This is a genomic window from Rhodoferax sp. GW821-FHT07G04 (assembly GCF_059418585.1).
Genome location: NZ_JBWKQD010000001.1, coordinates 978,034 through 993,133, shown reverse-complemented (window position 1 = coordinate 993,133; position 15,100 = coordinate 978,034). Strand labels below are relative to the sequence as shown.

Annotated in this window: 13 protein-coding genes; 9 read left to right on the top strand and 4 right to left on the bottom strand. The window is 61.0% G+C overall.

All coding sequences use genetic code 11. From position 1 onward, the window contains the following. Window positions 1-4 precede the first annotated feature (4 nt). The 5 genes from AC07OO_RS04610 to AC07OO_RS04590 all read left to right on the top strand — a co-directional run bounded on the left by AC07OO_RS04610 (window position 5) and on the right by AC07OO_RS04590 (window position 3,712). A complete protein-coding gene (locus AC07OO_RS04610; protein ID WP_495080869.1) occupies window positions 5-508 on the top strand; it encodes an acyl-CoA thioesterase in 504 nt (167 codons plus the stop codon). Then, window positions 505-900, top strand: a complete 396-nt coding sequence (locus AC07OO_RS04605; RefSeq protein WP_495080868.1) for a RidA family protein — start codon at window positions 505-507, stop codon at window positions 898-900. Before AC07OO_RS04610 ends, AC07OO_RS04605 begins: the two co-directional genes overlap by 4 nt. A gap of 510 nt (window positions 901-1,410) precedes the next feature. Continuing rightward, window positions 1,411-2,808 (top strand): RNA/DNA-binding domain-containing protein, encoded by a 1,398-nt coding sequence (locus AC07OO_RS04600; RefSeq protein WP_495080867.1) that lies wholly within the window; start codon window positions 1,411-1,413, stop codon window positions 2,806-2,808. A gap of 25 nt (window positions 2,809-2,833) precedes the next feature. Continuing rightward, window positions 2,834-3,370, top strand: a complete 537-nt coding sequence (locus AC07OO_RS04595; RefSeq protein WP_495080866.1) for a hypothetical protein — start codon at window positions 2,834-2,836, stop codon at window positions 3,368-3,370. A 33-nt stretch (window positions 3,371-3,403) separates the two neighbouring features. After that, window positions 3,404-3,712: a hypothetical protein gene (locus tag AC07OO_RS04590; protein ID WP_495080865.1), complete on the top strand. Its 309-nt coding sequence runs from the start codon at window positions 3,404-3,406 to the stop codon at window positions 3,710-3,712. 497 nt (window positions 3,713-4,209) lie between these two features. Here the strand turns inward: AC07OO_RS04590 and AC07OO_RS04585 are convergent, their stop codons facing one another. After that, on the bottom strand, window positions 4,210-5,547 hold the full coding sequence (locus AC07OO_RS04585; RefSeq protein WP_495080864.1) for an NAD(P)/FAD-dependent oxidoreductase: 1,338 nt from the start codon (window positions 5,545-5,547) through the stop codon (window positions 4,210-4,212). Window positions 5,548-5,594: 47 nt separating this feature from the next. Here AC07OO_RS04585 and AC07OO_RS04580 point away from each other — a divergent pair, with 47 nt between their 5' ends. Continuing rightward, window positions 5,595-6,788 carry a serine hydrolase domain-containing protein gene (locus AC07OO_RS04580; protein WP_495080863.1) on the top strand — a complete coding sequence of 398 codons (1,194 nt, stop codon included), beginning with the start codon at window positions 5,595-5,597 and terminating at the stop codon, window positions 6,786-6,788. 14 nt (window positions 6,789-6,802) lie between these two features. Here the strand turns inward: AC07OO_RS04580 and AC07OO_RS04575 are convergent, their stop codons facing one another. Further along, window positions 6,803-7,807, bottom strand: coding sequence for a zinc-dependent alcohol dehydrogenase family protein (locus tag AC07OO_RS04575; RefSeq protein ID WP_495080862.1), 1,005 nt, complete (start codon window positions 7,805-7,807; stop codon window positions 6,803-6,805). A gap of 109 nt (window positions 7,808-7,916) precedes the next feature. Between AC07OO_RS04575 and AC07OO_RS04570 the strand changes: the two genes are divergently transcribed. Together AC07OO_RS04570 and AC07OO_RS04565 are read left to right on the top strand one after the other, a co-directional pair. Continuing rightward, on the top strand, window positions 7,917-8,801 hold the full coding sequence (locus AC07OO_RS04570; protein WP_495080861.1) for a LysR family transcriptional regulator: 885 nt from the start codon (window positions 7,917-7,919) through the stop codon (window positions 8,799-8,801). Between the two features lie 240 nt (window positions 8,802-9,041). Then, a complete protein-coding gene (locus AC07OO_RS04565; protein ID WP_495080860.1) occupies window positions 9,042-9,740 on the top strand; it encodes a hypothetical protein in 699 nt (232 codons plus the stop codon). Here the strand turns inward: AC07OO_RS04565 and AC07OO_RS04560 are convergent. Next, the gene (locus AC07OO_RS04560) at window positions 9,718-10,536 is read right to left on the bottom strand and encodes an isocitrate lyase/PEP mutase family protein (RefSeq protein WP_495080859.1); all 819 of its coding nucleotides are present in this window, start codon (window positions 10,534-10,536) and stop codon (window positions 9,718-9,720) included. The two genes, AC07OO_RS04565 and AC07OO_RS04560, sit on opposite strands and share 23 nt — an antisense overlap. Before the next feature lie 104 nt (window positions 10,537-10,640). After that, a complete protein-coding gene (locus AC07OO_RS04555; protein ID WP_495080858.1) occupies window positions 10,641-13,658 on the bottom strand; it encodes an ATP-binding protein in 3,018 nt (1,005 codons plus the stop codon). A 156-nt stretch (window positions 13,659-13,814) separates the two neighbouring features. Between AC07OO_RS04555 and AC07OO_RS04550 the strand changes: the two genes are divergently transcribed. Beyond that, window positions 13,815-14,981 (top strand): hypothetical protein, encoded by a 1,167-nt coding sequence (locus tag AC07OO_RS04550; protein WP_495080857.1) that lies wholly within the window; start codon window positions 13,815-13,817, stop codon window positions 14,979-14,981. Window positions 14,982-15,100 lie beyond the last annotated feature (119 nt).

Sequence of the window (15,100 nt, the reverse complement as noted above, 5' to 3'; positions counted from 1 at the left end):
CGCGATGGAAGCAGAAGCATCCACCACATCCTTGCGTGACCAAGCCGCACCCGCCGCACAGGCCGCCACGTTCAGCCAGCAGATCGCCGTGCGCTTTTCGCACTGCGACCCGGCCGGCATTGTGTTCTTCCCCCAGTACTTCGTCATGCTCAACGGCGTGGTGGAAGACTGGTTTACCCAAGGGCTGGGCATAGACTACGCCACGCTGATAGGTGAGCGACGCGTGGGCCTGCCCACCGTGTCGCTGCAGTGTGACTTTGTGGCGCCCAGCCACATGGGCGAGCACATCACGTTCCACTTGAGCGTGGCCCGCATCGGCAAACGCTCCATCAATCTGGACATAAGCTGCACCGGCCCCGACGGCGGCCCGCGCCTGCGCATGCGCCAGGTGCTGGTGACCACGTCGCTGGCCACACACCAATCCATGGACATCCCATCCGATGTACGCAGCGCGTTGATGCTGTGGGACACGACGAATACAAATACGACGACAGGAGCCATCACATGACTAAAGTACTGCAACCTCCCACCTGGGCACGCCCACGCGGTTACGCCAACGGCGTCATGGCACGCGGCCAGACCGTGTGTGTGGCCGGCATGATCGGTTGGGACGCGCAGTGCCAGTTCCACACCGACGACTTCGCCGGCCAGGTGCGCCAAGCGCTGCTGAACGTGGTGGCAGTGCTAGATGAGGCGGGCGCCAAGCCCGAACACATCGTGCGCATGACCTGGTACGTGACCGACAAGCGCGAGTACCTAGCCGCAGGGCGCGAGATTGGCTTGGCGTTCAGGGAGATCATTGGCAGCTTCAACGCGGCCATGACAGCGGTGCAGGTGTCGGCGCTGATTGAGGACCGGGCCAAGGTGGAGATTGAGGTGACGGCGGTTATTCCGGATTGAGGAAGGCCAAAAACGGTCTTTTCATACCCAATTTAGGGTTATTGACCGAATCCTCAAGCGAAATGTGGCTAGAGCCCTCGTCGAATATGCGTATGTTACTATTGTTTTTGTAGCAATTTGCCTTGAGTGCCTACGCTTTCCGCCTACGTATGTGCGGGGGCCGGCAGACCGGGCACCCGTTCCCTAGCCCACGCTCGCGGGCGGAGGCTTTGGGTTTGCGGGCGGCGGTTCGTTAACGGCTTGGATGGTGCGCCTGTTCTGTGGCAACCGCGAATGGGGCAGATGAACGGGTACCCGGTCTGCCGGCCTAGTGGCATGCCTGGTGCAGATGAACCATTAGATGTGGCCCTTTCTGGTGATTTTGTCGCTTTGTCTCGGCTTTTTATTGAGATAGACTGAGGCGGCCCGATTCAACAAGGGTTACGAGTTGCCGTTGGCGTCTGTGCTTCAATAAACAAAGCACATAGCAAGTAGACGCTATGCGCTTGACCCCTCAAATAGTCTGTCAGTATGCAAACAAAAACTGTCTCTGCCGCCGATGCGCTGTTGCTAGCCGTACGACAAGAGGATCACTTCTTTGACAGGAAAGCTGCTGCGATAAAAGGCGCTAAGCTGCAAAAAATTGCTGTTGCCTTTGCCAACTCTGATGGAGGTGAGGCGTTTGTAGGAATAACAGACGAAAAGGATGAACCAGATCCCGATAAGCGATGGAGTGGTGCGACAAATATAGAGGACTACAACCAGCATATTCAGGCGCTAGTGGAGGTTCAGCCGGCGCTTCCAATGGATCTGACGTTTCTCAAGGCTGAAGGAAAGCATACGTATGTGCTAAAAATCCAAGTAGAGAAGAGTCAGTCCATTCACAAGACGTCAGACGGAACTGTTTACGAGCGCAAAGGTGCGCAATCACTCCCAATTACAGATCCAGCACGCATAACTGCCCTTTCATTTGCGAAGGGGGCGGACTCATATGAGGACTATTCAGTAGAAAACGCAATGGCCGAGGACATCGTTGACGCTCCTCCTTTGGCAGCCTTCTTGGCCGACTATTCTCCGACCTCAGATCCGCTTGAACTAGCGCTCAACAAGAATCTTGTTGATCGGAAGACGTTCAAGCCAAAGGTGGCGGGTCTACTTTTGTTCGCCACGGAGCCTGCAAGCTTGGTTCCCAAAAAGTGTTCCGTACGCATCATCCGTTATGAGACGAAGGATGATGATCCGGATCGTGAACACCTCGGCGCAATCGAATCGGTCGAAGGGCCACTCATTGATTTGATAAACATGACGGTTACACGAGTAACTACCATCATGTCAACAATCAATGTGTGGACAACAGATGGACCCAAGGCAATGGCCTATCCACCTGAAACACTTTGGGAGATCGTGGTGAATGCTCTCATTCATCGCGACTATTCGATGTCAGACGATGTCCAAATTCTGATATTTGACAATCGAATCGAAGTCCTCAGTCCGGGACGTTTGCCTGCCTTTGTCAACAAGGACAACATCCTTGATGTCCGTTATGCAAGGAATCCCAAAGTCGTAGGAATGCTCTCGCGTTACAAGAATCCTCCAAACAAGGATATCGGGGAGGGATTAAATACTGCCTTTCAAAAAATGAAGGATTGGCGGCTTCGGAGTCCGGAGATTCTTGATGAAGGCAATTATGTGAGAGTTGTTATTCCGCATGCGCCGTTAGCAACTCCACAGGAAGCGATCATGGAGTTTCTTGAAAAACACGGTGGCATTACAAATCGTCAAGCACGTGACATAACTGGTATCAAGAGTGAGAATGCGATGAAATCCGAGTTCTACAAATTGCGGGACGCTGGGTTAATCGAGATGATTCCAGAGCTCAAGGGGAATAAGGCGGCTTGGCGTTTTCTGCCACAAAAAGCTGCTGGTTAGGTCCCGTTAAATTGCCGCACCAAGTATGCTGCGTTTCGACTGTGGCGCGGGAGCCATAGAAATCATCAACGAACCAACCTATTCGTTTGGTTCTTCCGACAACGAACGGACCTACCCGTTCGCCAAGGACCTCGCCCCACAGGCAAGGTCAAGCTCCATCCATGGTCTCTTGCTGAATGGAAGTCCGCTTGCCGTGTTTGCCAACGGCGGTGGCGCCAGTGGAGTGCATGAGCATTCGTGTGCGTACGCCAAAGGGCTGGTCTATGTTGCCGTGGGAGATAGCGTCGTCTGCTTGAATCCGTACCCATTCCAATACAAGTGGTCCGTCCAAGTTGATCCGGCTACGTGCTTTGGTATCTATTTTGAAGAGCAGCGTCAGGTGCTCATTTCGCATGGAGAGCTGGATATAGCACGTATTTCGGAAGACGGGCGGCTGCTCTGGAGTGTGTCGGGCGCTGACATATTCTCAGAAGGTTTTTTGTTTCAGAAGCAGTTCATTGAAGTGGTCGATTTCAAAGGTCAGACTTATCGTTTCAAATACGAGGATGGGAAAATCTTTTAGATCCATGAGCGTATTGCTTCAATTCCGGTATCAGTGGAACGGATCGCTTACCTGCTTGGTTCCGCCTTGGGACTGCCATTGCTCTCCGTGTTGGCGACGGCATTTGGGGTCTGGCTCCTCAAGCGAAGGTTCAAGGTTCTCGCACTTTTGTGCATCCCATTTGTGATCCTCCCCTGGTTTTTAATATTTCCTAATGCGCTCTACTTGAATGGCATCTTCCATAGCTTTGGTTTGTTTGGGAGAAATTCGGACACCTTCGCAATTGCAGGTTGGGCACTTGTCGTCGGTGGTTGGCCAATCATGCATTTCATTGCAAGCCAGATGGGTGAAGATCAGCGTTAATACTTTGAGGTGCAAGCCTCAGCCAGCTCCTTAGCCGTCAAAACAATACGCCGGGTTATCCGCAAGCCGCGCAATCGCCAAGTCGATAAAAGTCCGCGTACGCACGGGCTGCGAGGGTCGGTCACATGCGCCATGAGCAGTGGCACCAGCCGTCCGGTGCGAATGTGTGCGGTGGCGGTGACGCTGGTCAGCAGGCCTGTCACATGGCCGGCGAGCACGGCCTCCAACTCCAGTTGTTCGTCGTTGGCGCATAGCGCCGACGCTGATTGAGGACCGGGCCAAGGTGGAGATTTAGGGGTCCAAAAAGGCCTTTTCATACCCAATGTAGGGTTGTTGGTTGAATCCTAAGACGAAACGAGCCTCTAGCCCTCGTCGGATATGCACAGTACGCTATCTATTTTGTAGCTTCTCGCTAGCAAAATCTGGTAAGCCATGTGCGCACCGTGGACGGGCGACACAGAAAGAAAGCTCTCTTGCCTACATCTCCGGCACCCCAGCTAGAAGCGAGCAGCGCTGAGGTGTGCAACCTGGGCGCCGACTTCGTAAAACGCTTCCCGCACGGGCCGGATGGACACCGGCGCCACGGGGCTGAGCGGCAGCGGCAGATCGGCTTCTTGAATGTGGCCCAGCGCCAGCTTGGCAAGCTCCCGCCCAAAGATGGTTCCGGTGGCAATGCCGCGGCCGTTGTAGCCGCTGAAAGAAATGGTGTTGCGCGCCAGCCGGTGGTAGCGGGGGAGCGCGTTCGGGGTCATTCCAATCCAGCCGTACCACTCGTATTCGAATGGAATGCCTTTGAGTGCCGGGAACAGCTTTGCCAACGCCCTGCGGCCCCACGACTGGTGAATGGGAAGACCCACGCCGCGCAGTGCGCCAACACTGCCGAACACCAGGCGGCCGGCCTTGTCGAGGCGAAAGGACGAGAGCACGTCGCGGGTGTCCCATGCACCTTGCAGACCCGGCAGTATGGCCTCCCGCATCTTTGCGCTGAGGCATGCGGTGGCCATGTTGAAATAGGGCAGCCTGACGAGTTCTGTGCCCAGCTCGCTCCAGACCCCGTTGGGGCCTGTGTAGGCATTGGTGGCAACAATGACCCACTTGGCATTTACGGTGCCGCCACCAGCGGTGCGCAGGCACCAGTGCGTGCCCACATCTTCCACCGCCGCCACCGGGCTGTTGACGTACACGCGTGCGCCGCTTGTTACGGCGGCACGGGCCAGTCCTCGCGCATACGCTAGGGGTTGGATGGTGCCGGCCCGCATGTCGAGCAACGCGCCGCGGTAGGCGTGGGTGCCGGTTCTTTTCGCGGTTTCATCGGCATCTAGCAAGGTCACCGGTGCACTCAGGGCCTTCCATTGCCTGGCACGTTCGGTAATGTTGCTCAGGCCGGACGCCCCCACGGCACAGTGCAAAGTGCCGTTGCGCACCGGCTCGCAGTCGATTCCCTGGCGCTCCACGATGTCGTACACCAGCGAAGGCCCGCTCCCCAGCAAGGCCAGCAGCCGACCGCCATGCAGTTGGCCGAGTTCACCGGGCAAGGCTTCGGGCATGACCCACATTCCCGCGTTGACCAATCCGACATTGCGGCCCGATCCACCAAACCCGATCTCTACCGCCTCCAGAACCGCCACCGAAGCGCCGCCTTCCGCCAAGTGCAAGGCTGCGGACAAGCCGGTGTATCCCGCCCCCACAACCACAACGTCGACACTGATCCGCTCTTCCAGGCGTTGTGGCGTGGGTCCGGGTGGCGCGGAGGCTTCCCACAATCCGTGGGTGCGTGCGTCATTGAGCATGATGAATGTCTCCCCGCAATAGTTGTTGGCGCGCATTCTGGTCATAAGATGCCCCCTGGTCAAACGATATCTCACCAGGAGAAGTCGACTCTATGCAACGACGCAAGCTCTTGATGGCAGGCCTCAGCGGCCTGACCGTAGGCAGATCCGCCTACGCCGCAGCGGACGAATGGCAGCGCTCACTGGGTTACCCAACAGGCTGGGGCTTAAAACGCGACTGGACCGATAAGCTCTACCGCATCGGCAACTACTCCGGTGGCTACGAAACCATGTTTCGCACCCGGACCATCAGCGCAGGATCGGGGCAGGCCAGTGAATTGCAGAACCCACGTGCGGGCTCAGACCCTTTGGCTTCCATGGCGGGGCCTATTGCCGAGTATCTGAAGGCTTGGCCCGTGACGGGCCTGCTCGTAGCGCGCAAGGGCCGCATCCTGCTAGAGCAATACCAGTTTGACCGGACGCCGGACATGCGTTTCACGAGCTGGTCCATGGCCAAAAGCGTAACCTCCCTCTTGCTCGGCATTTGCCTGGACCGGGGGCTGATCCGCTCTCTGGAAGACACGCCTGACCAGTATGTCGAAGAGCTCAAAGGCACTCTGCATGGGGCCGTCACGCTGCGCAACCTCAGCAATATGTCGAGTGGCGCTGCCATCCTGCACGACCGGGACAATCCCACGATCTACCCCCAAGCGTTTCTGGGGCGCGCCGCCGACCTCGAACCGGTGGTGCGTGGATGGAACACCAGTGGCGAAGCGCAGGGCGCCCGCTTCAACTACAACGAGCTGTGTCCCTTGACGGTCGGCATGGTGATTCGGCAGGTCACCGGCAAGAGCCTGGCAGAGTTCTGCCAAGAGGCCCTGTGGCAACCCATGGGTGCGGAGGCTGACGCCACGTGGCTATGCGACTCCACGGGCAAGGAGTACAACTGCATCGGTTTTGGAGCCCGCTTGCGTGATTGGGCGCGGCTGGGGCAACTGGTCGCCCAACGCGGAAACATCAACGGGAAGCAGGTGGTCAGTGAACGCTGGATCACCGAATGCGCGACCTGGTCAGACAAGGACAAGCAGGTTCGGCATGGCGCTGTCCGGCCCGGTACGGGTTACAAGGCCTTTTTCTGGCACGCCAAAGCCGATGGCAGTTGGATGGTGATGAACGGCCACCATGGCCAGCGCGTGCTGGTCGACCAGGACAGCAAGACGGTGCTGGTGCAAACGGCCGTGGACCACGAAGGCCCTTGGCAGGCCCAGCTCTTCAAGTTGTTTGCTGCTGCATGCCAGACGGCTTAGGCCGCTCCCATTCATCAATGCACGATGGCAATCTTGCCAAAGTGTTTTCCACCCGCGCTGAGTTCCGCATACGCCTCGGCCGTATCCGCAATGCCAAACACCCGGTCAATCACCGGCGTTATGCGGTGTGCCGCAATGGCCCGCACCGCCTCCGCCAGGTCGGCCACCGAGCCGGTGTTGTTGCCGACGATGCGCAAGGCCTTGACGATGATGGGCAGTAAATCGATCTTTGCGGTGGTGCCGGTCACAAAACCCACCGTGAACACCGTGCCGCCCACGGCTGCTGCGTTCAGCGAGCGTGTGAAGGTGGCTTCGCCCACCGTTTCCACCACCAGGTCGGCGCCGCGGCCGTTGGTCAGCTTTAGCACTTCTTCATCCCAGGCCGGTGTGGCGCGGTAGTTGATGCCGTGGTCTGCGCCGAGTTGGCGTGCGCGCTCCAGCTTGGCATCGGATGACGAGGCGATGATCACCGTGGCCCCCGATGCCTTGGCGAACTGCAGCGCAAAGATGCTGACGCCGCCGGTGCCCAAGATCACCACCACCGAGCCGGGGCGCAACTGGGCCGAGCGCACACCGTTCCAGGCCGTGGTGGCGGCAATGGGCAGTGCCGCGGCCTGTGCGTAATCCAGATGCGCCGGCAGCGCGACCACACTGCTGGCGGGCACGGCCACATATTCGGCCAGCGAGCCCGGCAGGTTGACGCCGCGCAGCGAAGCCACATTGCGCGGGGTGATGGCCCCGCCCTGCCAGTGGGGCATGAAGTGGGGGATCACGCGGTCGCCAATGGCTACATCTGTGACGCCTGCGCCCAGCGCGGCAATTTCGCCCGCACCGTCGGCCACCGGCACCATGGGGAAGCTCGCACCGGGGAAGGCGCCGGTGGCGATGGCCACGTCCAGGTAGTTCAGCGTGGCGGCGCGTAAACGCACCAGCACCTCGCCGGGGCCGGCCTTGGGGTCGGGCAGCTCGGTTTGGCGGAACGCGGTCAGGGAAGGGGCGGTGAGTTGGATGGCTTTCATGGTCTGGGCTTTCTTTGAATGGGTGAAGGAAAGCCGCAGTTTCATTTGAAATCCATCGGAGATAAACTGCTGCCAAGTTGATAGATTTAAAACTCAGGATTGTTAATCAATGGATTTGCTGGACAGCATGAAGGTCTACGTTTTGGCCGTTGAGAAGGGCAGCCTTAGCGCCGCCGCCACGGCCTGCGACATCTCCGCCACGATGGCCGGCAACCACCTGCGCACGCTGGAGAAGCGCCTGGGCATGCAACTGCTGAGCCGCACCACGCGGCGCCAGCGCCTCACCACCTTTGGCGAGGACTACTACACCCGCTGCAAGGAGATCCTGCGGTTGGTGGCCGAGACCGATGCGCAGGCGCAGAACCTGCAACTGGCGCCCGCCGGCAAGCTGCGCATCACCGCACCCATCAGCTTTGGCACCGAGGCGCTGATGCCGGCCTTGCCGGAGTACATGGACCGTTACCCGGATGTCAGCGTCGATGTCGCCTTGAACGACCGCGTGGTCGATCTGGTGGAGGAGGGCTTTGAGGCGGCCATCCGCATCGGTCCATTGCCCGAAGCTGCAGCGCTGATCGCCAAGCCGCTGGCGCCGTACCGGTTGATGGTGTGCGCATCACCCGCCTACTTGGCGCGCCGGGGCATGCCCACCAAGCCCGAGGACTTGAGCCAGCACGAGTGCTTGTCTTTTTCTCCGGTGGCGATGGCGCATTGGCGTATGACGGGCGCCGGTGGTGAACACAGCAGTGTCCCGGTCTCGGGCCGTTTGCAGGTCAACAACGGACAGGGACTACGGGTGGCCGCGTTGCATGGCCTGGGCATTGTGTTGCAGCCGGCTGCGTTGCTGCAGGCTGATGTGGAGGCGGGCCACTTGGTGCAGCTACTCCCCACGCACGAGCTGCCCAGCCGGGCCATGCACGTGGTCTATTTGCCAGACCGGTACCGCTCGCCCAAGCTGCGCAGCTTTGTGGACTTTGTGGTGCAGCGCTTTGGCTGAGTCATCACAGTGAATTCGGGCTGTAGCCCTCGTGCAAGCTGCACAATTTGCTACTGAATCAATAGCAATTGCCAGGGCCCTCTGTATGTGCGCCATCGCACATTACTCGTGCTTGGCCCGCATCTTCTACAAATGAAACATCCCCTTACCAAAAGCGAGGCTGCAGGGGCAAGTTGCCAAGTGAGAATCGCCGGGGTTTTACAAAAGCCCGAATCTCTCTTGCAACTTTTAGGAAACACCATGCTGATAAAGATCGCAGCCGCTTCTCTGATTGCACTGCCCATGCTGATGGCGTGCGGAACCACGTCGCAGACGCCCGCAGATGACGGCGCCGCCGTGCAGAAGGCGCCTTCACCGGATGCCAATGTGGCGGTCCGGCAGTTTGTGAATGCGCACGCAGAAGTGATGAGTGGCATTGCGGACATCAAGACTGCCAACCAGGGCGCCAAGCAAGACCTGGATGCGATCAAGACCACCAGCCAGAGGTCGCTGGAAACGGCGCAGCGCTCGTTGAAGACCATCGAGGAGATGGCTGCTTTGCAGGGCACCGGAGAGCTCTCCGTGTTTTTCCCCAATGGGTCGGCCCAGATTGCGCGTGGCAGCCTGGAGCACGACCGCCTGGTGCACTTCGCCGACTTCCTGGCACGCGAAAGCAAGGGGCGCAAGGTGATACTGCTGTCCATCGGCAATGCGTCGGCGTATGGCAACCACAAGGTCAATACCGACCTGGCCAAGAAGCGCTCCGAGGTGCCCCTGGACATCATGGACAAGTACCTGGTCAACGTGCCGCACGAGTTCTACAAAGTGTTTGGCAACGGCGATGTGAACAGCCCCAAGGACGTGAAGATGAAAGAGCACCAGCGCTACCAGCACACGCGCATCATTGCCGTCTTCGACAAGGAGCGCGTGGCCAACATCAACCAGGTTGCGAGCCAGTAACTGTAAACAGCGCGTTCATTGCGCCGTAGGTCACGCCGTTCACAAACAAGCCCGCGGCTTCCTGGTCCTTCAGCAGTGCGTGCGCCAGCCTCTGCGCGTGGCCGTAGGCGGTGAGGAAGGTGGCGGGGCCTGCGGTGAAGCGGCGGGCACCGGCCGCAAACAGGCTGGCTATGGCAGGCATGCTGGGTAGCAGCATCAGGTTCAGTGGCAGCGGGGTGCGGCTGGCGATGTGGGTCGTGTCGTCGACGCTGGCCATGCCCGGCACAAAGAGGCCGTCTGCGCCGGCGGCCTGGTAGAGCGTGGCGCGTTCCAGGGTCATGGCCCTGGCGGCATCGCCCTTGGCCAAGCCGCGCAGGTAGACGTCGGTGCGGGCATTGATGAACAGCGGGGTGCTGCCCAGGGTGTGGCGTATGGCAGTGATCTTGTCCGCCAGCAATTGCGCGGGTTGCGCGCCATCTTCCAGGTTGATGCCGGCCACGCCCAGCGCAGCCACCTCGGCCACCAGGGCGGCAACGGCCTGTGGGTCATCGCTATAGCCATCTTCTACATCCACCGTCAGCGGCACGGTGATGACACGTTGGATGCGCGCAATGGCAGCCAGCAATTCATGGCGTGGCAGGGTGCCGCCATCGGCATAGCCGAGCGACCACGCCAACGAGGCGCTGGACGTGGCAATGGCGCTGGCGCCTTCCCCCGCAAACAAGGCCGCGCTGGCTGCGTCCCAGGCGTTGGGCATGAGGAGGGGGGTGGCGGCAGTATGCAGGGCTTTGAAGGTGGTGTGGCGTGTAGAGGTCATGGTGTTTTCTGTGTGAATAAAACCCCATCGTATGGCGGTGGAATAGCCATATCCGGACATTTGCCTCGGCCTCGAACGGTGGGGTGTGCAGGGTAGCGGGTCTGCTATGGCCCTGCCAAAGCCAGGGCTGTATCTGCACGCGAGGCCAGATGGGCGAACCCCTGTGCGTTGGCAAGGGCCTTGGCCTCATGTAGCAAGCTACGCACCCGGGCGGGCTCGCTGCAGGCTCGGGCCTGCATCAGCAGTGCATCAACCTGCCACTCTTGCATGCCGGCATCCGCCGCTATCTGCAACTGGCGCTGGGCAGCTCCTTTGGCGAGCAATGTGTTGCCATCCAGCAGGGCTAGTTCTGCCTCCATGCTGGCCAGGCGTGCGTGCAATAGTGGGTGGGCGCTGCGCTGAGTGAGGGCGTACAGTCGATCCGCCAGCCTGCGGTCCACGGGCTGGCCCAGGGCCACTTGGCAGCGCACACGCAGCCAGGCGTATTGCGAGACCCGCAGCGGGTCGGTACTGCCCCGCAGCATGGGTTCGGCGCAATCCAGGTCGTTGCTGGCTTGCGTCCAGCGCGTGCATTGGGTGTACATGTGGGCGCGGCGCACATAGGCCAAGGCCACAAACAGTGCGGACGATTGGGCGCGGCCCAGATGCAGAGCCTTGTCCAAGGCCTCGTGGGCCTCGGCATGGCGGCCCGCGCTGGTGAGTACCGAGCCCAGCACCAGCCACGACAGGGTCTCGGTGTGTGCAACACCGGCCCAACTGGCCAGGCTGCGCCGTGCCATCAATTCGGCGCGGTCCAGCTGGCCCTGGGCATGCAGCATCACGGCCAGATCGTTCTCTATCGTCAGACCGCTGCAGTAGTCCGGATGGGCTGATAGCAGGGCCTCAAATGCATCGCGCGCGGCGCGGGCGTCGCCGGCAAACCAGTGGATCTGCGCCGCGAAACTCAGCGTGGACGGGCGGGCAGGAACCAGGCGTTGCATCTGCTCCAGAAGGGCCCAGGCCGCGTCTATGTCTGGCTCGCGCATGGCCAGCTCGATCAGCACCTCGCAGGCGTGCACGCGGTCGTCCACGCGCAGGCGGGGCAGCATGGGGCGCAGGCGTTCGGCCGCGCTGCGGGCGGCGTCCAGATCGCCAGAAAACACGGCGTTATCCACCAGGCCCGACAGCGTCTGCCCTTCGATCTGGTCGCGCTGCGCGGGCTCGGCCACGGCCGATACCTGGGCCAGCACCTCCAGTAGCGCGGTGCGGCCGCGTGCCAGGTCGGTGAGCAGCTCGCATTCGGCCAGTGCCAGGCGCGCTTGCAGGGCTTGTGTGGCATCCAGGGATTCTTCGGCGACCTGGGTCCACAGTGCGCGGGCCTCGTCAAAGCGGCCACGCATCTTGAGCTGCACCGCGCCGCGCTGCATCCAGGCCAAGGCGGTTTGCGGTTCCTGTGCGGCGCTCCAATGCGCGGCGATGGCCAAGGGCTCGGCATTGCCTTCGGGGCGGCCGCCCAGGGCCAGCGCGGTACGCCGGTGCAAGGCTTGGCGAAGCGTTTCGCTCAGGCCGGCCTCCACAGCCTGGCGCACCAGGTCGTGGCGGCATTGCAGACCGGTGCGGTCTTCTCGCAGCATCTCGGCGTCCAGCGCAATCTGCGCCGCGTTCAGCAATGCGGTGTCGGACCCTATGGACGCCCCCTCGGCCAACTGGGCCAGCACCTGTAGGGGCAGGGGGCGCACGGCCACTGATGCCGCCTCTACCAATGCGCGCGCAGCGCTGGGCAGGGCGTGCAGGCGGCGCTGCAGCAGTTCGCGCACGCTGCGCGGCAGGCTCAGGGTCTGCGCGCCACTGGGCTCTGTATGTGCCAGCAGCAGTTCGTTGAGCACGAAGGGGTTGCCGCTGCACGCAGTATGCAGGCGTTCCAGGTCGGTGCTGCTCCAGATCTGCTGCGGGCGTCGCTGCTTGCAGCACTGGGCTATGGCGTCCAGGCCCAGGCCTTCTAGCGGCAGCAGGCTCAGATGGCCGGCTTGCTCCAACTGCTGCACCCAATGGCGCTGTGCATCGTTCAGCTCGTGGCCCCGCGCAGCAGCCCGCCAGCGCAGCGTGCCGCGGTGGGCGAGCAGGCTCAATAGTTCCAGTGTGGAGCTGTCGCACCACTGGAGGTCATCTACCAACAGCCAGTCTCCCATGGATTCCAGCACCCGTGCCAGCCCCTCCAGCAGGCGTGACTTGGCAGTCTGCATATCCAGCGGCGGCAGTGGATCGTCCGGCGCCAGATCGGGCAGCAGGCGGGCCAGGTCCAGGCGGTAGGCAGTCAGGCTGCCATCCACCTGGCGCAAGGCGGCGCGCAGGGCATCCATATGCGACAACAGGTACTCCGCTACCGGCCGATAGGGAATTTGCTGCAGGCCTTCGCGCCCCTTGAGCGTGGGTGTGGGCTGGACCAGGACCGCGTTCAGCAGCGAACTTTTGCCCATGCCAGCCTCACCCACCAAGACAATGGCCCGCAGTGCGGGCCTGCGCAGGGTTTGCAAAATGGCTTGCCGCCCAAACAGCGGTGTGTTGGCCTGCGGTTTCCCGGGGGTGGGGCCATCCTGTTCTTCACCGCCCAGTTGTGCCTGCACTGCATGCTGCAGCGGCACCAGCCAAGCCGGTTCGGGCTTGGCATGGCCGTGGGCACGCAGTGCGCGTTCGCAGGCCAGCTGCCATTGCGATTGCAGTTGTATGCCCAGCGTGCGAGCCCATTCCCAGAAGTCGTCAAACCCGCTGAGCTGAAAGCCTTCCAGCCAGCGCGCGGGTTGCAGGCGGTGCAACGCAGCCCCATCGGCGGCGTCCATGGCGGAGCGCAGTGCGTCCAGATCCAAAGGTAGGTTCAGGCAGACGCGAGAGCGCTCGGCTTGCAGCGCCTGGCCTTGTGCCAGGGCCTCCAGCAACTGGCGCACGCGGTGCAGGTTGACGCGCAAGTTGTGTCGGGCTTCGTCGCGCGGGCGCTCCGGCCAAAACACATCGGCCAGCACCTCGCGCTCTATCCATCGCCCATGGCAAGCCAGGTAGACCAACAGACAGGCGGGCAGGCCCACGGGGAGCCGGTGGTCAGGGCCGTCAGCCAATCGCCATGTGGGTACGCCAAGCAGGTGCAGCATGGGGCGCAGTGTGCCAGACCAAGAACCCGGCTGGGTATGGCCAGAGACGGTCCAGAGACGGTGCATTCCTAGCATGCCATCACGTTTGGAAGCCGGGGCTCTGACCGTGACCCAGACGTGTTTTGTCCACATCCATTTCACAAAGGGGAAAGTCTCATGAACATCATTTCTTGCAATGACAAACACCTGCCGGACGACCTGCAGAATATTGCCAATGAAGCGGCCCGCATCGCGATCGGCGCCATCGACACGGCGGCGGCAAATATGGGCGACTCGGCCAAGTTCCCCATGCCGGCCGGCGGGGCGCTGGAGGCTGCGTCTCTGGACGTGTTGCAGCAACGCAAGACGGCCAAGCCTCGCCAACTGCGCGTGCTGCAATTGCGGGCGATGGCCAAACTGGGTGCTGCAGCCACACCGGTAGCGGCCTCCGCCGTCACAGCGTCTCTGCTCACACATCTGCGCGCCCAGCCCACACTGACCAACCGCGGCATGCTGGCCGAGCTTAAGGCATTGAAGCCAACTGTGGGCACTCTCAAGCTCAACACCAATACCGCGGCTGCGATCAAGGAAGCGGCGAGTACCAAGGATTTGGAAAAAATGCTCCATTCGTTGGGGATGTCGTTCGACATCATTCCTGGTGCGGTTGCCACGGCCACACCAGCTGCGGTCCCCCCTACTGGATTCACCAAGCTCAAACTCAACATCGACCGGGTGAAGTGCGAGGACGACGTGGGAGTCGAGCTCACGGATTTCTTTGAAGACGATATCCGCATGGGCGGCCTGGGCGCTGACTCCACTGGTCAGAATCTCAAAATCGGGTCCTTCAAGGTCAATGACTTTCACCGGGGTGAGGTAAAGACCTTCAACCCGAACCGCAAATTCGCGGAGTTTGACCTGACGCGCTCCGGCCCCTGGCCGCGCGTCTTTAGCGTGACCTTTCTGATGGCTGAATCGGATGGGTCCGGCGCATTCATCGAAGCACTACGGGCGCTCTGGGCTGCGGTACACGAAGTGGTCGAAGAACTGGTGATAGCGGCCGCAGTGGCTGCTGCCGGTGCAATAGGTGTCACCGTCGGTGCTGCGGGTGGGCCGGTCGGCATGCTCATCGGTGCTGTGGTCGGAGTGGCGATTGGGCTCGTTGCCAACTATTTGTTCGACTCTCTGGAGGACGATGTGTTCGAACCGAGCACCGTTACCATTCCGCTGCCCGATGCCCATACCCGCTTCCCATCCGGCCAGACCAAGAGCGGCAAGCGCTCCGAAAACCTGACCCACCCCTCGGCCAGCTATACGCTGAAGTATGAATGGGAGCTGGTGCAGTGATGCACCGCTAATGCGCTATCAATTGGGTAGCGCATTGTGCATATTGCACGGGGGCTGCGGCCCCTTTTTTCATTGGCGATCTGGCTTGGTGTGCAAATCCCTGAATTGGGTGGGCATCC